The organism is Aequorivita sediminis (assembly GCF_032080575.2).
Lineage (GTDB): Bacteria > Bacteroidota > Bacteroidia > Flavobacteriales > Flavobacteriaceae > Aequorivita > Aequorivita sediminis.
The window spans coordinates 1-22745 of the sequence record NZ_JAVLSO020000011.1; the positions used below are offsets into that span (position 1 = coordinate 1).

Annotated in this window: 22 protein-coding genes; 19 read left to right on the forward strand and 3 right to left on the reverse strand. The window is 36.4% G+C overall.

Annotated features, from left to right (window positions below; translation table 11 throughout):
* The first annotated feature begins 305 nt into the window (after nt 1–305).
* The 7 genes from RT250_RS12625 to RT250_RS12655 all read left to right on the forward strand — a co-directional run bounded on the left by RT250_RS12625 (nt 306) and on the right by RT250_RS12655 (nt 8539).
* Nucleotides 306–758, forward strand: a complete 453-nt coding sequence (locus tag RT250_RS12625; protein ID WP_313115168.1) for a MarR family winged helix-turn-helix transcriptional regulator — start codon at nt 306–308, stop codon at nt 756–758.
* 84 nt (nt 759–842) lie between these two features.
* Nucleotides 843–3272, forward strand: coding sequence for a 3-hydroxyacyl-CoA dehydrogenase/enoyl-CoA hydratase family protein (locus RT250_RS12630; RefSeq protein ID WP_313115169.1), 2430 nt, complete (start codon nt 843–845; stop codon nt 3270–3272).
* Nucleotides 3273–3381: 109 nt separating this feature from the next.
* Nucleotides 3382–3741, forward strand: a complete 360-nt coding sequence (locus RT250_RS12635) for a four helix bundle protein (protein WP_313115170.1) — start codon at nt 3382–3384, stop codon at nt 3739–3741.
* A gap of 38 nt (nt 3742–3779) precedes the next feature.
* On the forward strand, nt 3780–4970 hold the full coding sequence (locus RT250_RS12640) for an acetyl-CoA C-acyltransferase (RefSeq protein ID WP_313115171.1): 1191 nt from the start codon (nt 3780–3782) through the stop codon (nt 4968–4970).
* Between the two features lie 146 nt (nt 4971–5116).
* Nucleotides 5117–5467, forward strand: a complete 351-nt coding sequence (locus RT250_RS12645; RefSeq protein WP_313115172.1) for a four helix bundle protein — start codon at nt 5117–5119, stop codon at nt 5465–5467.
* Between the two features lie 42 nt (nt 5468–5509).
* Nucleotides 5510–7321: an acyl-CoA dehydrogenase FadE gene (locus tag RT250_RS12650; RefSeq protein WP_313115173.1), complete on the forward strand. Its 1812-nt coding sequence runs from the start codon at nt 5510–5512 to the stop codon at nt 7319–7321.
* Between the two features lie 333 nt (nt 7322–7654).
* Nucleotides 7655–8539: a hypothetical protein gene (locus tag RT250_RS12655; RefSeq protein ID WP_313115174.1), complete on the forward strand. Its 885-nt coding sequence runs from the start codon at nt 7655–7657 to the stop codon at nt 8537–8539.
* Nucleotides 8540–8717: 178 nt separating this feature from the next.
* Here RT250_RS12655 and RT250_RS12660 read toward each other — a convergent pair whose 3' ends face one another.
* Nucleotides 8718–9260, reverse strand: a complete 543-nt coding sequence (locus RT250_RS12660; protein ID WP_313115175.1) for a DUF8465 domain-containing protein — start codon at nt 9258–9260, stop codon at nt 8718–8720.
* Nucleotides 9261–9551: 291 nt separating this feature from the next.
* On the opposite strand from RT250_RS12660, the gene RT250_RS12665 reads away from it, so the two are divergent.
* From RT250_RS12665 to RT250_RS12675, 3 genes are all read left to right on the forward strand, one after another.
* A complete protein-coding gene (locus RT250_RS12665) occupies nt 9552–11498 on the forward strand; it encodes a DUF8693 domain-containing protein (protein ID WP_313115176.1) in 1947 nt (648 codons plus the stop codon).
* A 12-nt stretch (nt 11499–11510) separates the two neighbouring features.
* A complete protein-coding gene (locus RT250_RS12670; RefSeq protein ID WP_313115177.1) occupies nt 11511–11807 on the forward strand; it encodes a DUF2752 domain-containing protein in 297 nt (98 codons plus the stop codon).
* A 63-nt stretch (nt 11808–11870) separates the two neighbouring features.
* A complete protein-coding gene (locus RT250_RS12675; RefSeq protein WP_139856608.1) occupies nt 11871–12191 on the forward strand; it encodes a CCC motif membrane protein in 321 nt (106 codons plus the stop codon).
* A gap of 291 nt (nt 12192–12482) precedes the next feature.
* Here RT250_RS12675 and RT250_RS12680 read toward each other — a convergent pair whose 3' ends face one another.
* Both RT250_RS12680 and rocD read right to left on the reverse strand, forming a co-directional pair.
* Nucleotides 12483–13919, reverse strand: coding sequence for a GEVED domain-containing protein (locus tag RT250_RS12680; protein ID WP_313115179.1), 1437 nt, complete (start codon nt 13917–13919; stop codon nt 12483–12485).
* A gap of 503 nt (nt 13920–14422) precedes the next feature.
* Complete coding sequence (gene rocD, locus RT250_RS12685) at nt 14423–15667, reverse strand: ornithine--oxo-acid transaminase (RefSeq protein WP_313115180.1); 1245 nt, start codon at nt 15665–15667, stop codon at nt 14423–14425.
* Between the two features lie 146 nt (nt 15668–15813).
* Between rocD and rlmD the strand changes: the two genes are divergently transcribed.
* The 9 genes from rlmD (at nt 15814) to RT250_RS12730 (ending at nt 22649) form a co-directional block, all read left to right on the forward strand.
* A complete protein-coding gene (gene rlmD / locus RT250_RS12690) occupies nt 15814–17223 on the forward strand; it encodes a 23S rRNA (uracil(1939)-C(5))-methyltransferase RlmD (RefSeq protein WP_313115181.1) in 1410 nt (469 codons plus the stop codon).
* Nucleotides 17224–17326: 103 nt separating this feature from the next.
* The gene (locus RT250_RS12695) at nt 17327–17824 is read left to right on the forward strand and encodes a DUF6452 family protein (protein WP_313115182.1); all 498 of its coding nucleotides are present in this window, start codon (nt 17327–17329) and stop codon (nt 17822–17824) included.
* The gene (locus RT250_RS12700; RefSeq protein ID WP_313115183.1) at nt 17790–18518 is read left to right on the forward strand and encodes a DUF6048 family protein; all 729 of its coding nucleotides are present in this window, start codon (nt 17790–17792) and stop codon (nt 18516–18518) included. Before RT250_RS12695 ends, RT250_RS12700 begins: the two co-directional genes overlap by 35 nt.
* 161 nt (nt 18519–18679) lie before the next feature.
* Nucleotides 18680–19030: a hypothetical protein gene (locus RT250_RS12705; RefSeq protein WP_313115184.1), complete on the forward strand. Its 351-nt coding sequence runs from the start codon at nt 18680–18682 to the stop codon at nt 19028–19030.
* Between the two features lie 106 nt (nt 19031–19136).
* Entirely contained in the window at nt 19137–19544 is a 408-nt protein-coding gene (locus tag RT250_RS12710) for a DoxX family protein (protein ID WP_313115185.1), read from the forward strand.
* On the forward strand, nt 19541–19960 hold the full coding sequence (locus RT250_RS12715; protein ID WP_313115187.1) for a DsrE family protein: 420 nt from the start codon (nt 19541–19543) through the stop codon (nt 19958–19960). The genes RT250_RS12710 and RT250_RS12715 overlap by 4 nt, the downstream gene beginning before the upstream one ends.
* A 12-nt stretch (nt 19961–19972) precedes the next feature.
* Nucleotides 19973–20359, forward strand: coding sequence for a DsrE family protein (locus RT250_RS12720; RefSeq protein WP_313115188.1), 387 nt, complete (start codon nt 19973–19975; stop codon nt 20357–20359).
* 10 nt (nt 20360–20369) lie between these two features.
* Nucleotides 20370–22025, forward strand: a complete 1656-nt coding sequence (locus RT250_RS12725; protein ID WP_313115189.1) for a bifunctional metallophosphatase/5'-nucleotidase — start codon at nt 20370–20372, stop codon at nt 22023–22025.
* 27 nt (nt 22026–22052) lie between these two features.
* On the forward strand, nt 22053–22649 hold the full coding sequence (locus RT250_RS12730) for a TlpA family protein disulfide reductase (protein ID WP_313115190.1): 597 nt from the start codon (nt 22053–22055) through the stop codon (nt 22647–22649).
* Nucleotides 22650–22745 lie beyond the last annotated feature (96 nt).

The window sequence follows — 22745 nt, forward strand, 5'->3', positions numbered from 1 at the left end:
AAAATTGTATCGAGGCAAAATAAAAATGCCCAAAAGCGGCAGCCGAGTGATTTTGCAGCTACTACTTTATCATGAAATTGAAATATATTAATCTGCAAAATTGTATCGAGGCAAAATAAAAAAGCCTAAAAGCGGCAGCCGAGTGATTTTGCAGCTACTACTTTATCATGAAATTGAAATATATTAATCTGCAAAATTGTATCGAGGCTCTCACCCCCAATCAATTAGAAAAAAATTACTAAATTTACTATGCGTGCATAATAAATTTTTGTATATTTGGTATCATACTTTTTTCAATATCCTCAATGCAAGAAAAAACAAAAGAAAAAACTATAGATTATGTTTTGCGGTCCACTTGGATGAATGTTACTAAAATGTACAATGAGGAGGCAGGAAAAAAAGGGAGTACTATGGCAACCGGGTTTGCTTTAATAAGTATAGATCCTGAGAATGGCACACCAAGTACTGCTTTAGGTCCAAAAATGGGAATGGAAGCTACAAGTTTGTCACGCACTTTAAAAGCTATGGAAACCAAAGGACTGATTGAACGAAAACCAAATCCAGAAGATGGACGTGGGGTTTTAATTCATCTAACGCCATTCGGTAAAGAAATGCGAAGTTTTTCAAAAGACGTAGTCTTCGGTTTTGATAAAGCTGTAAGAGAAAATGTTTCAGAAGAAGACTTGCAAACTTTTAGGAAAGTAGCACAAACTATTAACGACTTAATCAGTTCCAAAAAGGTCTATGATTCAGTTTAAAATCAATAAAAACAAATAATTCAGAATTAAGACTTTAGTTTTCTTAATTCAGAAAATATAATTTATAACTCATAATTTAAAGAGATGTCAAAAAGAAGAATTAACAAAGTAGCGGTAATCGGTTCCGGAATTATGGGAAGCGGTATAGCTTGCCATTTCGCCAATATTGGTGTAGAGGTGCTATTGCTCGATATTGTTCCGCGTGAACTTAATGATGCCGAAAAGAAAAAAGGGCTTACTCTAGAAGATAAGGTGGTAAGAAATAGAATTGTAAACACAGATTTACAAAAAGCTATTAAAAGCAACCCTGCCCCACTCTATCACAAAGATTTTGCAAAACGTATTACTACAGGAAACTTAGAAGATGATATTGCTAAGGTAAAAACTGCCGATTGGATTATTGAAGTAGTAGTAGAACGCCTAGATATTAAGAAACAAGTTTTCGAAAATCTCGATAAGCACAGAAAACCAGGAACCCTTATTACTTCAAACACTTCTGGTATTCCTATTAAGTTTATGAGCGAAGGACGTAGTGAAGACTTCCAAAAGCATTTCTGCGGAACACACTTCTTTAACCCGCCACGTTACTTAAAACTTTTTGAAATCATTCCAGGACCAAAAACTTCACCTGAAATATTAGAATTTTTAAATAGTTACGGTGAAAAGTTCCTTGGAAAAACTACGGTAGTAGCAAAAGATACACCTGCATTTATAGGAAATAGAATTGGAATCTTCGGAATTCAAAGTCTTTTCCACCAAGTGAAAGAAATGGGACTTACCGTTGAAGAGGTTGATAAACTTACAGGTCCAGTAATCGGTCGTCCAAAATCGGCTACATTTAGAACTGTTGACGTTGTTGGTCTTGATACTTTAGTACACGTTGCCAAAGGTATTCACGAGAATGCTCCGGAAGACGAAGAACACGGAATCTTTCAAATTCCAGGTTTTATCGACACTATGATGGAGAAAGAATGGCTTGGAAGTAAAAGCGGACAAGGTTTCTATAAAAAAGTAAAAGACGAGAAAGGGAATAGTGAAATTCTTTCCTTAGACCTCGACACTTTAGAATACAGAAAAAGTAAAAAAGCATCTTTTGCAACGCTAGAAAAAACGAAATCGGTTGGTACTGTAACCGATCGTTTCCCAATTCTTATTACTGGGGAAGATAAAGCTGGTGAATTCTACCGTAAGAACTTCGCAGCAATGTTTGCTTATGTTTCAAAAAGAATTCCTGAAATTACCGACGAGCTTTACAAGATTGACGATGCTATGAAAGCAGGTTTTGGATGGGATAACGGTCCTTTCGAAATTTGGGATGCCGTTGGCGTTAAAAAAGGAATTGAATTAATTAAAGATTTAGGAAAAGAACCAGCAGCTTGGGTAAACGAAATGCTTGAAGCTGGAGTAGATTCTTTCTATACCGTAAAAGAAGGGAATACCTATTATTACGATATCCCTCAGAACCCGCCTGCCGGACGGGCAGGAAAACACTTAAAAGTACCTGGACAGGATTCATTTATTATTCTAGACAACATTCGTAAAACTTCAGAGGTTTTCAAAAACAGCGGGGTTGTAGTTGAAGATCTTGGCGATGGTATTTTAAATGTGGAATTCACAAGTAAGATGAACGCTGTTGGGGGCGATGTTTTAGCAGGAATTAATAAAGCTGTAGACATTGCAGAAAAAGACTTCGACGGTTTGGTAATTGCCAATCAAGGGAAAAACTTTTCTGTTGGTGCCAATATCGGGATGATTTTTATGATGGCTGTAGAACAAGAATACGACGAATTGAATGCCGCCGTAAAATATTTCCAAGATACAAGTATGCGTCTTCGCTACTCTTCTATTCCAGTAGTAGTGGCACCACACGGAATGACTTTAGGAGGTGGATGTGAATTTACACTTCACGCCGATAGAGTTGTTGCAGCTGCAGAGAGTTATATTGGTTTGGTAGAATTTGGTGTTGGGGTGATTCCTGGCGGTGGAGGTTCTAAAGAAATGGCACTTAGAGCAAGTGATACTTTCCACAAAGGAGATGTTGAACTTAATAGACTTCAGGATTATTTCTTGACTATAGGAATGGCTAAGGTATCTACTTCGGCTTATGAAGCGTATGATACTGGCATTCTTCAAAAAGGAAAAGACATTGTAGTGGTAAACCAAAATCGACAAATTGCTACAGCAAAAGCAACGGCACGTTTTATGGCAGACCAAGGATATACCAAGCCAATCCAAAGAACAGATATTAAAGTACTCGGAAAGCAAGCCATGGGAATGTTCCTTGTTGGAACCGACCAAATGTACGCTGGAAAATATATTAGCGAACACGACAAGAAGATTGCAAACAAACTGGCATACGTTATGGCAGGTGGTGATTTAAGTGAAGCGAGTTATGTAAGCGAGCAATACTTACTAGACCTTGAAAGAGAAGCATTTTTAAGTTTAACCGGAGAAAGAAAAACCCTAGAAAGATTGCAACACATGATTCAGAAGGGGAAACCGCTTAGAAATTAGACTTGAGACTTGAGACTTGAGACTTGAGACAAAGTAATTAAATATCAACTAAATAGTTATTTTTATTAGAATCTTAAATCACATGTCTAACTTCTAAAATCTAAGTGTCATGCACAATTTTCAAGAGTTAAAAATCTGGCAAAAATCGATGGATATAGCGGAACATACTTATCGGATAACCACTGAATTTCCCAAAGAAGAGAAATATGGCTTAACAAGCCAAGTTAGACGTAGTGCGATTTCCATACCATCTAATATTGCTGAAGGTGCAGGAAGAAATACTGATGGAGAGTTTAAAAACTTTTTGGGTATTGCCAACGGATCATCAAATGAATTGTTTACACAACTAGTTCTTTCCCACCGGCTTGAATTAGTTTCAGAAAATACAGTAAAACCTATTTTAAATGAATTAATTGAGATACAAAAAATGAATTATGCTTTGATACAGAAATTTTCAAAGAAAATTTAAAAAGTCTTATATCTCATGTCTAAAATCTAAAATCTATTATGAAAACTGCATATATAGTAAAAGCATACAGAACCGCGGTGGGGAAAGCGCCTCGTGGGGTATTCCGTTTTAAGCGTCCAGACGAATTGGCGGCGGAAACCATCAAGTATATTATGAACGAATTACCGGAACTCGACAAAAAGCGAATTGACGATGTGATTGTCGGTAACGCAATGCCAGAAGCCGAACAAGGTTTAAACGTAGGTCGATTAATTTCGATTATGGGATTGGATATTGTTGATATTCCCGGAATGACAGTAAATAGATATTGTGCTTCTGGATTAGAAACTATCTCTATTGCCGCTGCTAAAATCCAAAACGGTATGGCAGACTGTATCATCGCTGGTGGTGCAGAAAGCATGAGCTATATCCCAATGGGAGGTTACAAGCCTGTTCCAGATTATCAAGTGGCGAAAGAAGGCAACGAAGACTACTACTGGAATATGGGACTTACAGCAGAAGCTGTTGCTAAAAAATACAACGTTTCGCGCGAGGACCAAGATGAATTTGCATATACGAGTCAGATGCGTGCTTTAAAAGCGCAAGAAGAAAATCGTTTTCAAGATCAAATTGTTCCTATTGAAGTAGAACGCACTTATGTAAACGATGACGGTAAAAAGGTTACTGAATCGTATACAGTTAATAAAGATGAAGGACCAAGAAAAGGCACTAATGTAGAAGCTTTATCAAAATTACGTCCTGTATTCGCTCAAGGAGGTAGTGTAACTGCTGGAAACTCATCACAAATGAGTGATGGTGCTGCTTTTGCAGTAGTGATGAGCGAAGAAATGGTAAAAGAATTAAACCTTGAGCCAATTGCAAGAATGGTGAGCTATTCAGCTGTAGGTGTAGAGCCTAGTATTATGGGTATCGGGCCATTATACGCCATCCCAAAAGCCCTGAAACAAGCTGGATTAAATCAAGATCAGTTAGCGTTAATTGAGCTAAATGAAGCTTTTGCTTCACAGTCACTAGCTGTAATTCGCGGACTTGATTTAGACAAGGAAATTGTAAATGTAAATGGAGGAGCGATTGCTTTAGGTCACCCACTAGGTTGTACTGGAGCCAAACTCTCAGTGCAGTTATTCGACGAAATGCGTAAGCGTAACCTACAAGGCAAATACGGAATGGTAACTATGTGTGTAGGAACCGGACAAGGAGCTGCTGGGGTTTATGAGTTTCTTAAATAATGACTTAAGACAATAGGACGTAGGACGTAAGACTAAAACTTTAAAACCTGTACAACATGGCAGCGAAGCATAATTTTAGAAAACTTACAGTTTGGGAGTTTTTAAAATAGAATCAAGAACCAAGAACCTAGAATCAAGACTATTATATGCATAATTTTAAAAAGCTTAAAATATGGATAGAGAGTATGAATCTGGTTTCTGAGATCTATAAAGTAACTCGTAAGTTTCCAGATTTTGAAAAATTTGCATTGGTTTCACAAATGAATAGATGTGCAGTTTCAATTCCTTCAAATATTGCTGAAGGTTCAAGTAAGAGCACAAATAAGCATTTTAAACAATATCTAGAATCAAGTCTGGGATCTTTATTCGAACTAGAAACACAATTAATTATAGCCTTTACTGAAAATTATATTTCAGAAGAAAGATTTAAAAATTTAGAAGATAAAATAAAACAAATTCAAAAAATGATTTCGGGATTCAAGTCTGGACTATCTTAAAGTCTTGATTCTTGGCTCTTGATTCTAAAAATCGATAACAAAATGGATAACTCAAAAAACACAGAGAAGAAATTACTCCGCGGCGGACAATTCATCGTGAAAGAAACAAAAGCAGAAGACGTCTTCACTCCTGAAGATTTTACTGAAGAGCAGAAAATGATGCGCGATTCTGTGAAAGAATTTGTAGATCGCGAAATATGGCCAAAAAAAGAACGTTTCGAACAACACGATTACGCCCTTACTGAAGAAGTAATGCGTAAAGCCGGCGAAATGGGCCTTCTTGGGGTAGCTGTTCCCGAAGAATACGGCGGATTAGGAATGGGATTCGTTACTACAATGTTGGTATGCGACTATATTTCTGGAGCTAGTGGCTCTGTTGCCACAGCTTTTGGAGCCCATACTGGTATTGGAACCCTGCCAATTACACTCTACGGAACTGAAGAGCAAAAGAAAAAGTACGTTCCTAAATTAGCTACTGGCGAGTGGTTTGGCGCGTATGCCCTTACTGAACCTGGTGCTGGTAGTGATGCTAACAGCGGTAAAACTAAAGCAGTTCTTTCTGACGATGGAAAATACTACTCGATCTCAGGACAGAAAATGTGGATTTCGAATGCTGGTTTCTGTAATACTTTTATTGTATTTGCCAGAATTGAAGACGACAAAAACATTACTGGATTTATCGTAGAAAACGATCCTTCAAATGGAATTTCACTGGGTGAAGAAGAAAAGAAATTAGGTATTCACTCCTCTTCTACTCGCCAAGTTTTCTTTAGTGACACCAAAGTTCCTGTAGAAAACATGTTAGGCGAAAGAGGCGAAGGTTTTAAAATTGCGATGAACGCCTTAAATGTAGGTCGTATTAAACTTGCTGGCGCAGGACTTGACGGACAACGTAGAGTTATTTCAAAAGCGGTAGAATACGCCAATGAAAGAATTCAGTTTGACGTACCAATTTCATCGTTTGGAGCTATAAAACTTAAGTTAGCCGAAATGGCAACGAATGCCTATGTAGATGAAAGTGCCTCGTATAGAGCTGCCAAAGATATCGAAGACAGAATTGCTCTTCGTATGGAAGCTGGAAACAGTCATCAAGAAGCTGAGCTTAAAGGTGTAGAAGAATACGCTATTGAGTGCTCAATCTTGAAAGTAGCTGTTTCAGAAGACATTCAAAACTGTACAGACGAAGGAATCCAGATTTATGGAGGAATGGGATACAGTGCAGATGCACCAATGGAATCGGCTTGGCGTGATGCTCGAATTACTCGTATTTACGAAGGAACAAACGAAATAAACAGAATGCTTTCGGTTGGAATGCTTGTGAAAAAAGCAATGAAAGGTCACGTAGATCTTTTAAACCCAGCCCAAGCAGTGGCTGACGAATTAATGGGAATCCCATCTTTCGACACGCCAGACTTCTCTGAACTACTTTCAGAAGAAAAAGCAATGATTGCTAAATTGAAGAAGGTATTCTTAATGGTGGCAGGAAGTGCAGCTCAAAAATATGGAACTGAACTTGAAGAACACCAACAAACACTTATAGCTGCTGCAGATATCTTAATTGAAATCTACATGGCTGAAAGTGCTATTTTACGTACTGAAAAGAACGTAAATCGCTTTGGAGAAGACACTCAAAAAGAACAAATTGCCATGTCTCAGTTATACTTATACCACGCTGTAGATACTATTACTGTAAAAGCAAAAGAAGCAATTCTTTCTTTCGCTGAAGGTGATGAACAACGTGCTATGCTTATGGGACTTAAGAGATTTACTAAGTACCAAAACATGCCAAATATCGCTGAGCTTAGAAAGACAATTTCTAAAAAGGTAATTGCGGAGAACACCTACCCGTTCTAAGTAGTTTTTTTATAATTAGGATTTTTAGAGGTCCTGGCAAGTTTAACTTGTCAGGATTTTTTTATGCTTGAAAATGAATTCTATCTAAAAGTTAAGCAGTTAAACTAAAAGGTGTTCCTCTTGATTTATTACGCTGATTAGGAAAATTGATTCGCAGGATTTTTACCTTAAACGGAAGGAGAAAGCCCTGCTATTTAAACGAATGATTCATTATAATTACCATTCAATTTTTTTATCTTTATCGCTTTAGCTTAATTAATTGTTTTTACATTAAAACTTTGCGATTAATTACGATAACATACTGTTATTACAAACGTTACCAAAACTTATAAAATGAATCGGTTTTTATTTCTACTTATATTTTCTTCTATTTTTATTCAAAGTTGTGATGACGGTGATATTATTGTGAGGTCTTTTAACTTTGACAATGCGGAACTTAAAACTTGCGGAGACGTAGGGAACTATGTGTTTTACAAAGTAAATCCAGATTCAAAAGAAAGCTTATCGCTTAAATTGGAAGTTTTAGATAGTCTGTACCGCGAAGAAGGAATCCTAAACTATGCTCTTAACGGTACAACTATAGTAGTTGATTATAGAACATATGACGCAGCATTAGGCAATAATTATTTTTGCAGTAGTATTCCTCCTACTTCCCCAAATGTTACGGTAGAATATGTAGCAAGTTCTGGAACTGCAGTACTTACAACTACTTTTTTAATTGAAGACAACGATGGAGTGCCAAGAGAATTTGAGTTTGCCGGTGATTCCGATGGCGATGGCTTAGACGATATGTACGATTTTGACGATGATGGCGACAATGTGCCAACCGTTTTTGAACTGAATTTAGAAGATGACGATGAAGATCCATTTACCAATCTGAAAGATACGGATGGAGACGGAATTCCAGACTTTTTAGACAACGACGACGATAACGACGGAGTTCTTACGCGTTTTGAAGATGAAAACTTAGATTTAGACCCGAGAAATGATATAACCGACCCTACTGTGGGTCCAGACTACTTAAACCCTGAAGTAGCTAACGCTTACGGAGTTTTTCAACATCAACCTCACGAGTATCAAATTTTTAAAAGTGTTCAAATCACACTAAAAGATTTGGTTTTGGTAAGAGGCGACGAACAAATTATAATAGAAACTCTAAATATGGGAACTATTGAAAATGTAGAAGTTATAACCAAAACAGTAACCCCACAGCCCTAGTCTTCGGTACATTTATAAAGCAAAGCTCAGTACTAGAGACAGGAGACTAGAGACTAGAGACTAGAGAGAAGAGACAAGAGACTAGGACAGGAGAAAAAAGAGAAGAGAGAAGAGACAAAAGAAAAGAGATGCGTCTAGGCTCTAGATTTCAGATTCTCAAATTTCACCTCCTCTACAATTAAGCATTCTGATAAATATAAATCTCCGTTGCTCCTCTTCCGTATTTTTGGAAATTGGCATCGTAGTACTTTACGTTATCGTATTGTCTAAATAAGTATTCGAGTTCGGTGCGAAGAACACCAGCGCCTACGCCGTGGATAAAAACTACTTTTTGAATTCGTTTAGACATCGCAAACTCCAACTGCCGTTTTGCAGTATCTAACTGAATGGTAAGCATATCGTAATTATCCATTCCTCTAGTATTTGGAACGAGTTGATGGATATGAAGGTCCACCTCCATGGCTGGAGCATTGCGCTCTTTGGGCTTTACACGTTTTGTTTTCCCAGGTTTTTTCTGTTCTTTCTCCGAAATAATAGACAAAACATCCTTAGGAATTAGGTCTCTTTTAGAAAGTGAACCATCCAAAACAATAAGTTCATTTTTTTGATAATCCAATTCGAAGCCATCTGCAGTTTCAAGCGTTACCGTATTGCCACGTAAGGCAGTAACAACGCCTGAAATATTATCATCTAAAACTGAAACTTTATCTCCTATTTGCATTAATGGCGGATGTTTTTTTAAAAAATAATCAAAAAAATCCTACTTTTTTCTTATCTTAACTACCTATAAACTAAAAAATTAGGTATTTTGTTGGATAAGCGTTAATATGTAGAATTTTCTTTTTAAATTTAACCTTTTAAAATGCGTTGATTTTCGCAGGTTAAAATCAATAAAATGTAAAAATATAAAATGCGTTTTAACTATTTGCTATTCATACATATAAAATCGATTAGACACATAAACTAACGGTGTATTAAACCAAAGCAACAGTTTCATAATCAATATATCCCAATGAAAAAACAACTACTCTTACTTTCATTCTTTTTAATAGCTACTGGGGTTTTTGCACAGTTAACAGTAAAACCAAATGGTCCTACCGACTCATATATTTATGTGAAAGATCAGATAGTATATGTTGAAAACGACATAAACCTTACTAGGAACCCCAATGCTACTGTTGAAGCCAGTATCTACTTACGCGATAACGGACAGTTGATACAGGGTGGTACAACTTCTACCAATACAGGAGACGGTTTTCTTTCTGTAAAACAAAACACATTTCCTACCAATACTTTTGCATATTATTACTGGTGCTCTCCAGTAGGAAATCCAGCAGCCGCAACTTCAGTAGGAAATAATTCACATTTTGGAATAAATAGCATTTACGAAGAGCAAGGGGATCCTTTAGGCACAAACGCTAGAATAAGTTATAATGTAGCTTCTAGAAATGGGTTTACAGACCCACGACTAACTATTTCAAGGCGTTGGATTTACACCCACCCCACTCCTGGTTCGGAAGCCGAGGGAAACTATGTGAGAATAAACGCTGATAATACTATTAGAGCAGGATTAGGTTTTACGATGAAAGGGGTAAACGACGGCTCTGATTTAGGAAATGCTATCACTGGACCTATAACCAACCATGACCAAACTTATGAATTTCGAGGACGCCCTAACAGTGGTAGTTTTACCGTTCCTGTAGCAGCACCCGTTGATGGAGTAGCACAAATGACTTTATCCGGTAATCCTTATGCTTCTGCATTAGATTTAAATCAGCTTTATTATGATAGTGAAAATGTAGGTGTTTTAGGAGCACTTTGGTATTACGATGAAAATAGAACTGTAGCTTCACATCTATACACCGATAAACCTTTTGGTTATGGGGTCTGGACTCCAGGACTGGAAGACCCAGATGGAGATCTAACAGATAACAACCCTGCAGGTAATTATGTTCAAGCATCTTTTTACATTTGGAATGCAGGAGGAACTCATACTGGCACAACTGCTGGAACTGGTGTAACCATTAACCAAAAACGTTATGCACCAATCGGACAAGGAATTATGTTTGTTGGGCAAAGTGATGGGAATGTCACTATTAAAAATTCGCATAGAATATTTGTAAAGGAAGGAGCACCAGGTTCTGTATTTCAAAGACCATCAGATGATGTTTCAATTAGTAACACAAGAGATATAGGCGAACTTACAGCTTCCCTACCTTCAGAATTAGATACCCGTGACCCTCAAACCCGTATTTACGCAGTATTTGATGATGCCTTAACAAGAGATATGTTATTAGTATTTTCCGATTTAGCAACCGATGGGTACGACCGTGGTTATGATGGCTTGAGTCCTATGGGTGTAAATACCGATGCTTATTTCCCAATTGGCAACGATAGCGAGCGTTTACCTTATGTAATTAACGCAGTTAACTACGAGGAAAACAAGCAAATTCCTATTAACTTCAAATTAGACAAAACTACAGATATTAAGCTTTTAATTGCTGAGGAAGTTAAAAAGCCTTACGAGAAAATATTTTTGTACGACCGTCAAGACAATTCTTTTAGACGTATAGGTACTCGCCTTACGTTTCCATTCAGTTTAACGTTGGATGCAGGACATTACGACAACAGATTTTTTATTGTGTTTAAGAAAGCTGAATACCGCAATAACTCATCAACCGCTTCTATCGAAGAGCAAGAAAAAATTATTGCTAGTGTAGCGATGTTCCAAAACAACCCACAAAAACAACTAGAAATAAGCAATCCTGAAGGCCATACTATTAAGTCTGCCATTGTTTACGATATGAACGGGAAAATGGTAATTCAAAAGCAAAACTTAGGAACCAACAATAGCTATAGTTTCTATACTGGCAACTTAAGCGATGGGGTTTATTTGGTGAAACTTACTACCAAGGACGATATTACAATAGATTATAAGGCGATAGTTCACAACAAGTAAAAAATTTTGTCTGTGTTATCAACCGGATTTGAAGACTACATGATTCCTTGTGTAAACAAGAAAATATTTGGAGTGGAGTGTTTGGGGTGTGGCATGCAACGTTCATTTGTTCACGTTTTTACAGGAGAATTTGCTGCGGCTTTTAAGGTTTATCCCGCTATTTATACCATACTCTTACTACTAGCAGTTGTTTTTGTAAATTTTTTCGTGAAGTTTAAGTTCGATTATCAAATTAAAATTGGACTTATCGCACTGAATGCCATTGTGATGGTAGTTAGTTATTTTATTAAAATGAATCAATTTATCTAGCTAAAATATTATGGCTTGAAAAAAATTGGTATTTTTAAGCAACCAACCAAAATTAAAATATATATGGAACAACAAAAATTACCCAATTCAACCTTAATTCTCGTATTCGGAATAATATCTATAGTCACTTGTTGTTGCTATGGACTAGGTCTTGTATTTGGAATTGTAGCCATCGTTATGGCTGGCACTGCCACTAAGTTGTATATGGAGAACCCAGAACTTTACACCGGATACCAAAACGTAAAAACTGGAAAGATACTTTCGTACATAGGAATTGCACTAAGTGTAATTTATCTAATCTACGTTATCTATCTATTTTCAACATTTGGCATGGAAGGAATTATGAATATGAATGAAGAACTTATGAAAGAATACGGAATGTAATCTTTCAAACTAACCAATAAAAAAATGGCCTCGATGTAAATCGGGGCCGTTTTGATTTACATCCAAACCTAACAGATTTATAAAAACTAGATAGCCGCACTAAACCTGACAGGTTTTGGAAACCTGTCAGGTTTAATATTCTGCACCATTCCCTCCAGGTTTTAGAAACCTTAGCTTTCGCCAACAAACCTGACAGGTTCTAGAAACCTGTCAGGTTTAACCAACTACTATAAAAAAAGCCGCCCATAATAGGCGGCTCTTTTAAACTATAGTCGATAGTTTTTTACTTGCTTATTCTTTAAGAACTTTAAAGTTTTCTATACTTCCATTATCGAATGCTACTTGGAAAATATAAGTTCCAGTTTCTAAGTTAGACAAATCAACCATCCCATTTTCGAGGTTTTCTTTTACCATTACTTGTTGCCCAAGAATATTTACAACTGATACAGAATTGATTTCCTTATTTGCTGTAATCTTAACAACGCCACTGGTTGGGTTCGGGTAATAAGAAAATGCAGTAGCAGTTTGATTTTCGACACCTAATTCATCTTCTACTATAATGGTATAGTCTTCCCCTTGTCCGTATAAGTAAACATCACATGGGTCTGTAGGCGAAGTATCCCAGTTTTTAATTACTCGCATGGTAGTTTCCCCTAGAACAGCATCGATTGGAACGGTGATTGTTCCGGTGGTTTGTAGTCCATCGTTCCCAGAAGAGTATTCAATGTAACCAATTTCGTACATTTCCTCAGTTTCGAACTCATCGTTCTGATTCCAATCTATCCATACTGTGAAATAGCTAACAAATCCATTTGTATTTCCTTCAAGCGCTATATCGTACGATATTCCTTGAGCCATTACCCCTTCAATATTTGTAAAATCTTCTAGCGCTGGCGAACCGTCGATTGCCGCACTTGAGGTGTTGTCGATATCTGCAAGTACAACACGTGTTATAGGTTCAACCGTATCAGAAATATCAAAGCATATTGGATCTACAGCTACCACTACATCGCAATGTAGTTTAAACACTCCGTGGTGAATTCCGCCATCATCGTCTGGTAACCATGGCCCTAAAAACTCACTCATATGAATTACTTCTCCAAGTGTACCTGCCGAAGTCCCTTCCCAAAAAGCCATAGGTGAATCCACTTCAGGTTGCATCCAGTACGAAGTACCAGAAGCTCCGCCATCAAAATTATAATCAACTTCTACATAAATTGCATAAACTGTGTATCCGAAAGATGCACCAATTGGTACTTGAGCATAAGGGATAAGTCCAGTTTCAGAAGCTACAACTGTCGCCCCCGGCTTCCCGCCATCATCTTCATAAAAATTAAAATCTACAGAGGAAACAGGATAATTCGCAAATACATTAAATACAATGGAGCGAACATTTAAGTTTTCATTTGCTTCCACATAAAAGTCGTCTGCACTTCTATACCCGCTTTCTGCAGTAATATTAAATCCATTTTCAAACCCGTTACTGTCATCGCCTTGGTCACAACCTTGTAGGGTAACCCTATCGGCAGTAGAAACAGTAGATGCATTAATAAAGGTTGGATTATTTTTAGGTTGTTGTGAAATACTTCTACTCGAATTTAGTGACTGTTCTGCTCGAAATTGACTTAATGTTTTGGATGTGCTCTGCGCCGTGACAGCGGTGGACCCTCCAAAGACTAATGCTAAGGAAAAAAGCCATAATTGGTAGAAGGGTAATTTTTTTCTCATAATTAAAGTAATAAAGATTAATAAAATAAAAGGTTAGTAAGTTAAGGCAAACTGCTATTGAAAACCACAAGTAATAACATATTGCTAAATAAAACGCTTAAAATCTATAATAAATCATAGGTTTTTACTCGCTTTTTAAAGATAATACTGTTAAAACTTCCTAAACTTACCTATAATATTTAATATAGACCAAAAGTATTTCGAGACAATTTTTTAAAAATTATATAGCATATAGATAAGCGTTTGAGTATCAAGACAGTTCTAATATATCCCTCAAACCTGACTGGTTTTGGATTTTTGATTGTGCGGTTAAACATTACAGATTTTGGGTTATTGGCTCCTCGACCAAACCTGACAGGTTTTGGAAACCTGTCAGGTTTAAAACAGATTCAAAGAACTATTAAAAAATAGGTATCTAATCCTTCAAACTAACCAATAAAAAAACGGCCCCAATAAATATCGGAGCCGTTTAGATTTACTTTTAAACCTGTTAGAGTTGTTTACTATTTTTCAAACTCTTTTAATGTTTCAGTAATAATTGACACACAGTCCATCAATTGCTCTTCGTTCATTACCAATGGCGGTGCAAAGCGGATAATGTTTCCGTGAGTTGGCTTGGCTAAAAGTCCGTTATCACGAAGCTTTAAGCAGATATTCCATGCCGTATCGCCATCTTCAGAATCGTTAATTACTATAGCATTAAGCAATCCTTTTCCGCGTACTAGCTTACAGATATTACTGTTTTCAATAAACTTATTTAATTCGTCACGAAATAGTTTTCCAAGTTTTTCAGCATTTTCGGCAAGGTTTTCTTCTTTTACAACTGTTAACGCAGCCATTGCTACCGCAGCAGCTACAGGGTTTCCACCAAAAGTAGAACCGTGGTTTCCTGGCTGAATTACATTCATAACTTCATCGTTTGCCAAAACAGCCGATACTGGATAAGCACCACCACTTAAGGCTTTCCCTAAGATTAATAGGTCTGGCTTTACATTTTCGTGATCTACAGCCAAAAGTTTTCCTGTACGTGCAATTCCAGTTTGTACTTCATCTGCAATAAACAATACATTGTGCTTTTCACATAGTGCTTTCGCCTTGCTTAAGTATCCCTCTGAAGGAACATAAACTCCAGCTTCCCCTTGTATTGGTTCTACTAAGAATCCAGCAATATTTTTATTGCTTTCTAAATGCTTTTCAAGAGCTTCAAGATTGTCGTATTCAATTTTTATAAATCCTTTAGTATACGGACCGAAGTTTTCACGAGCTACTGGGTCGTTACTGAAGGAAATTATAGTAGTTGTTCTTCCGTGGAAGTTGTTTTCACAAACTATAATTTCGGCCTCATTTTCATCGATACCTTTCTTTTCGTAAGCCCATTTTCTACAAATTTTCAAAGCTGTTTCCACTGCTTCGGCACCTGTATTCATCGGTAATAATTTGTCGAAGTTGAAATATTCGCAAGCAAATTTTTCATATTTACCTAGCATATCATTGTGAAATGCACGTGATGTAAGTGTAAGAGTTCTAGCTTGCTCGTCCATTGCACCAACAATTTTTGGATGGCAATGTCCTTGGTTCACTGCAGAATAAGCCGAAAGGAAATCGTAGTATTTCTTGCCTTCTACATCCCAAACATAAACACCTTCTCCTTTGTTTAAAACTACTGGAAGTGGGTGGTAGTTGTGGGCTCCGTATTTGTTTTCTAATTCGATTGCTTTCTGTGAAGCTGATTGTTCTAAAACTGACATAAAATTGTAATATTTTGAAATAAAATAGATTTGATTCCTACTTAATGGAGAGAAATCATCCTTGGAGCGCAAATTACTAAATAATTACCACTTTTTTTAGTGCCTTAACAGGATTTAAACCTTACAATTGTGCTATTTTTGCGCCTATGGCGAGAAAAAATAAAAGGGTAATCCTTGAGAATTTAGAGGTGATAGACGCTGGCGCTAAAGGCAAGGCAGTTGCTAAGGCAGACGACGGCAGAATTGTATTTATTAACAATGCGGTTCCCGGCGATATTGTAGATGTACAAACTACAAAAAAGAGAAAAGGCTTTTTTGAAGGGTCGGCAATTTCATTTTCAAAATATTCTGATAAAAGAGTTGAACCCGTATGTCCTCATTTCGGTACTTGTGGAGGGTGTAAGTGGCAAAATATGGGCTACGAACATCAGCTGTATTACAAGCATAAAGAAGTGGAACAAAATCTTAAACGCATTGGAAAAGTTGAGCTTCCTGAATTTGAACCTATCTTAGGTTCAGAAAAGCAGTATTTCTATCGCAATAAAATGGAGTTTTCTTTTAGTGATAGCAAATGGCTTACGCTAGATCAAATTAGAAGCGGCGAAATAATAGAAAACCGAAATGCCTTAGGTTTTCACATTCCTGGAATGTGGGATAAGATATTAGATTTAGACAAGTGTTTTTTACAAGCCGACCCAAGTAATGCTATCCGTGATTTTGTCAAGGCAAAAGCCGAAGAATTAAACCTGTCTTTTTTCAACACTAGAAATCAGGAAGGGTTTTTAAGAACCTTGATGATTCGTACTTCTTCAACGCAAGAAGTAATGGTCTTGATTCAATTTTACTACGAGGATAAAGAAAATAGAGAGTTATTACTAAAAGCTATTGCTGAAGAATTCCCTCAAATTACGTCACTTTTATACGTTATCAATTCAAAAGGAAACGATACCATTTACGATCAAGAAATCGGACTGTTCTACGGTAGAGATCACATTTTTGAAGAAATGGAAGGCTTAAAATTTAAGATAAACGCAAAGTCTTTTTACCAAACCAATAGCGAACAAGCTTACGAGCTTTATAAAATTACCCGAGATTTTGCCAATTTAAGCGGCAGTGAATTGGTTTACGATTTATACACTGGAACAGGAACTATAGCGCAATTTGTGGCAAAAAAAGCTAAGAAAGTTGTTGGCGTTGAAGCTGTGCCTGATGCTATTGAAGCTGCAAAAGAAAACGCACTTTTAAATAAAATCGATAACGCCGAGTTTTATGTAGGCGATATGAAAAAGGTTTTTAATGAAGAGTTTATCAATACTCACGGCAAGCCAGACGTGGTAATTACCGATCCACCACGAGACGGAATGCACGCCGATGTTGTACAGCAATTATTGAATTTAGAAGCGCAACGAATTGTATATGTAAGCTGTAATAGCGCCACTCAAGCTCGCGATTTGGCACTTCTAGATGAAAAGTATAAAGTAATTAAGGTTCAACCTGTAGATATGTTCCCGCAAACACATCATGTAGAAAATGTTGTACTTTTGGAGAAACGCTAATTAAATTTAAACGGACGACAATTTCAATTCTAAGATTTCTATCTTGAATTTTTTAGTTGTAGAATCTAAGTTAAAAAAGTGTTTAGGTCAATTTTAAAAATCTATGTTTAAAAGAATTATACTTCTCTTTCTTATTATTTATGCCTTCAAAGGGTGTACAAAAGATGATATCTGCCCTCCAGATACTGCGACAACGGCAAATTTGGTAATCACTTTTAACGATATTGCAAACCCTACAGTGCTTAAGAAAGTGAATTTTTTGACTGTAAAAACAAATAACACTGATTCCATAGAGGTTATTCCGCGAACGAGTACAGATTCTATAGTACTTCCGCTTAATACAAACCGAGATACTACAAAATACCTTTTTATAAAAACCACAATTACTGAAACCGATACTATAGTAAATATTGACAAAATGATGTTTACCTACAGTAGAGAAAATGGCTACGTAAATCGTGCCTGTGGTTTTAGAACGGAATTCGATAATTTGAATGCTACTTTAGAAGAAGAAGGCAACGAGAATTGGATTGAACAAGTAATACCAAAACGAGAAACTGTAAAAGATGAAAATAGCGCTCACCTTACTTTGCTGCATTAGTCTATTTTGCGGCACTCATTCTATGGTGGCGCAGAAAAATAAAAATGCTAACGATACCATTCCGAAAATTGAAAAATACGGATTGCGTGTTGGAGCAGATTTATCTAAGCCGATAAGAACTTTACTCGAAGACGGATATTCTGGCTTTGAAATTATAGGAGATTTTAGGGTTACCGATAAATTTTATGCCGCTGCAGAATTAGGAAGCGAAAAGAAGGATTGGGTAGAACCTTATGTATCTTCCAAAACCAGCGGTAGCTATGCCAAACTTGGGTTCGATTACAACGCCTACGAAAATTGGCTTGGAATGGAAAACGCTATTACTATTGGCTTACGCTACGGATTTTCAACATTTAAGCAGGAGTTAATCAGCTACAGAATCTATACAGACAACCCAGCATATCCCAACGAAACTATTTACGACCCTCAAGAATTTACAGGTTTAACGGCACATTGGGCAGAATTAATTGTAGGGATAAAAACCGAAGTGTTAAACAACCTTTATCTATCTATAAACCTTCAATTAAAAAGAAAAGTAGCCGAAGACAAACCCGATAACTTCGATAATTTATATATCCCTGGTTACAACAGAACCTATGATTATAGCGAGTTTGGCGTAGGTTATGGATATTCTATTTCCTATTTAATTCCTGTTTTCAAGAAAAATAAAACTACAGAAGTTGAGGTGGATTAGTCGGGAGTTATGAGCTCAGACTTCAGAGTTAGGAGTTCAGAGTTAGGAGTTATGAGTTGGGAGTTTTGTGTACTTAAAATTGCTGTCGAAACCGACTATTTACTAATCAATGTAACCTAAGTTACACTCCAACACTAAAGTATTATTTAGATTTGCTAGTAATGAAACCTAAAAACGCAATAGCTTTTATCTTTGCCGGACTTATCCTGATGAGTTTGGTCTTTAATAGTTATAGCGGTTTCGCGCATTTTGTTACAGATAATATCACGTTTGTAAAACCTTATTGCAAAAACAAAACATCTACAGTTGCCGATTCAAAAGCCGAAGTAATCGAGTATCAGCACGAACAGCAGGCTCAAATATCAATTATATGTTCATCATTTGTCGACTTTATAAACCCTGAATTCACTCTGGTTTACAGTCAAGACAACTATGAGAATTTCACTTTTAAGGAGTTCCTCAAATTAAACTTGTTTGACGAACGAAACTACCTTCCTCCTCGCCTATCATAAACATTTTCAGGCATTTTATTTTTTATCGATTTAGCAACACCCGATTTTATAGGTGAATAGATTTCGCTATCGATAAAGTATCTATCAATCTTTAACCTATATATCTATGAATCCAACGCTAACCGTTGGCAAGCGCTCTGTGCAAGTATTACGCATTATGGTAAGCGGAATATTTTTAATGGCGGGAGCCAATCACTTAATTGAAATCGAAAAAACGGTAAACCGTATTCAGATGGCTAAATTAAAAGGCTTTGCCGAAATTTTTGGCAACCTTGAACTATTAGTAATCCTATCAGGAATTGTTATGCTAGCGGCAGGGGTTAGCTTTTTAATAGGCTTTAAAACCCGATGGGCAGCTATGGTACTACTCGCTGTGCTTATCCCAATAACTATAACCATTCAGATAGGACAAGTAAACAGTCTAGGGCCACTTTTTAAAAATATCGCAATCGCTGGAGGTCTACTCTTTTTTATTTTAAACAACTTTAATAACAACAAAATACAACAACGATGAAAACACTTGTTTCAACTTTTATACTTTCTCTATTTATGCTTTTGGGAAATACACAAAACACAATTGCACAAGAAACTGAAAAACAAAACTATGTAGTACTCACAAAAAAAGTACAACAACTCAAGCCCATACTTTTGGCTGCAAAAGAACTTTCAAAAGAAGATGGAAAAAACTTCGGGAATTTCGAAATTATTGTTTGTGGAAAGGAAATTGGCAATTTAACCGATTTGGAAACTATGAACCCTCACCTTAAAGAAGCAAAAAAGATAGGTGCAAAAATCGTTGCCTGTGGATTTTCATTAAAGAAATTTAATGTCGATCCTAAAAAACTTCCGAAGAAAATGGAAATAATAGACAACGGAATTTTACACAACCTAAAGCTTCAACAAAAAGGATATTTAAGCTTAGGGCTATAAAAATTTTAAATTATGAAAAATATATTTTTAGTACTTATCGCCTTAGTAAGTTTTAGTTTTACAGCTCAGAAACAGCAAATTACAGATAATTTTGTTGTACTCACTTCAAATCCTGAACAGCTGAAACCAATTTTACTCGCAGCTAAAGAATTAAACACCTCTGGAGACTTTAAAATCATTCTTTATGGGGCAAATGTATCGCCAATCACAACTTCTGAAACTGAAGAAAACCGAAAGCAAGCAACGAAGCAAAACGTGAGTCTGAATGTGTGCAAAATGTCTTTAGACCATCTAGAAATAGATCCTAAAGATTTACCTAAAGAAGTAGAAGTTGTAGATAACGCCTTTTTAACTGCCTTCCAACTTCAGAAAAAAGGATATAAATTATTAAGTCTATAAAACAAACAAAATGAAACCAAATCGAATTTATACATATATAGCTTTAATTATGGGTGTTACAACTTTTATAGCTTGGAACAGCCCTACTTATAACAAAAGCCCCCAAGCAAACAGTGATATGCAAGACACTTTAAAAATTACAATTTTACAAACAGCAGATATTCACGGGCAATTAGATCCACACCCTGAGTTATTCTGGGAAAACAACGAGATTGTCTTTAAGGAGCGTGGCGGATTAGCACATATAAAAACGCTTTTTGACGAAGAAAGAAAGAAAAACCCTGGAAAAACCATTATTGTTGATGGTGGCGATTTAATTCAAGGAAGTGGTTACGTAGCTTTTTCTGAGGGTGAAGTAATGTCTGATGTAATCAAAAACATGAATTACGATGTGTTAATTCCTGGTAATTGGGAAGTAATTTACGGCAAGCAAAAAATGCTTGAAGTTTATGAAAAATTTGAAACCCCTACCATTGTTCAGAATATGAAACATGAAGACAATAATGAAAATCTTTACCCTTCATATTTAGTAAAGGAGATTAATGGTGTTCGCCTTGGGTTTATTGGTATAAACGATCCGGATGTTCCCATTAGGCAGAATCCTATTTTCAGTAAAGGAATTAATTTCAGTCAGATAGACAACAGTGTAAAAAAGTTTATAGATAAGGTAAAGGTTGATGAGAAAATTGATGTGATGTTTTTAGTTACACATATCGGTATCTATAAGCAAGTTACCTTGGCCAATAGCCCAATTGCCGAAAATGTAGATTATATTCTAGGAAATGACACCCACGAACGCGTTAGACAACCCATACAAGGTACATATGCAAAAGTGACAGAACCGGGTGCTTTTGGGTCGTTTGTAGGCAAGCTAAACTTATATTTTGTAAATAATAAGTTGGTAAAAGACGATTATGAACTTATCGATGTAGACCCGGAAGTGTATAAAGCGGATCCTGAAATACAAGCTGTAATAAACAAAAACAAAGCTCCGTATCAAGAAAACCTTGAAACTATTGTAGGGTACACAACCGAGCCATTGTATCGATATCTTACAGTTGAAAATCCTATGGATAATTTGATAACCGACGCCGCCCGATGGAAAACTGGCGCAGATATTTCAATTTCTAACGGGTTTAGATTTGGAAATCCAATAGTTCCTAAAGATGGTAAACCAGCAGCGATAACTCGTGCCAACCTTTGGAACCTCATGCCTGTTAACGAACCCGTAAAAACAGGGAAAGCTACAGGGAAGCAAATTAAAATGTGGTTAGAAAAAGAGATGCATAACGCTTTTGCACAAAATGCTACAGAACGATTTGGCGGATGGCTAGTACGATTTTCAGGAATGAAAGTTGAGTTTAACAGTCAGAATGATAAAAATGAACGAATAATATCTATTGAAGTAAATGGCGAGCCACTTGATGAAAATAGATATTACACAATTTCTGCGTGCGAACGTCCTGGAGATCCAGATCACGTACTGTGTAGAATGCCTAATGTAATTGATGTTGAAACTAAGGATTATACCATTCACGAAGTAGTTGAAGAATATTTAAAGCTTCACTCTCCTATTTCGCCAAAAATGGACGGTCGTGCATATTGTGAGTATTTGGGTGTGAATTCGTTTTCTACAGTGCCAGGTACAGATTACATTTTTAAATAAAAAACAACTTTTTAAAAAAAATTGAATATGAACAAAAAAATAAAGAAAAACTTAATCGAATACGGAATATTCGCTGTAGTGATACTCGGAATTTACTTTTCTGGGATTCACACTGAAATCATCGGTTTTGCACAACGTGGATTATTAGCTACAGGCGCAATGAATCCAGATATTGAAAAAGTAGAAGAAGATATTACAGAAAATGGTCCTACAGCAACAAAAGCCGATTTCAATTTACAGTTGATAAATTCTAAAGGGGAAAAGGTTTCTATGGAACAATTTCGTGGGAAAGTAATATTTATAAACCTTTGGGCTACTTGGTGTCCGCCATGTGTAGCAGAAATGCCTAGCATAAACAAAATGTACAACGACATCGATAAGGATAAAGTTGAAGTGCTCATGATTTCTTTTGATCGTAAGTTTGAAAAGGCGATAGATTATAAAAAGAGAAACAATTTTGACTTTGAAGTTTATGCACCAATAGCGGCAATGCCAAGAATGTATGAGTCACAAAGCATCCCTACTACCTATATTATAAATTCAAAAGGAGAATTGGTGTTTACTCACAAAGGAATGGCCGATTACGATAGACAGGATTTTAAAGACTTCTTGAAAAGCCTTTAAAACATTCACTATTCATACATTTTAAAAGACCATCCGCATAAAAGTAGATGGTCTTTTTCTTAGATAAGTATGTTTGTTTTTTTAAGATGCTTTATC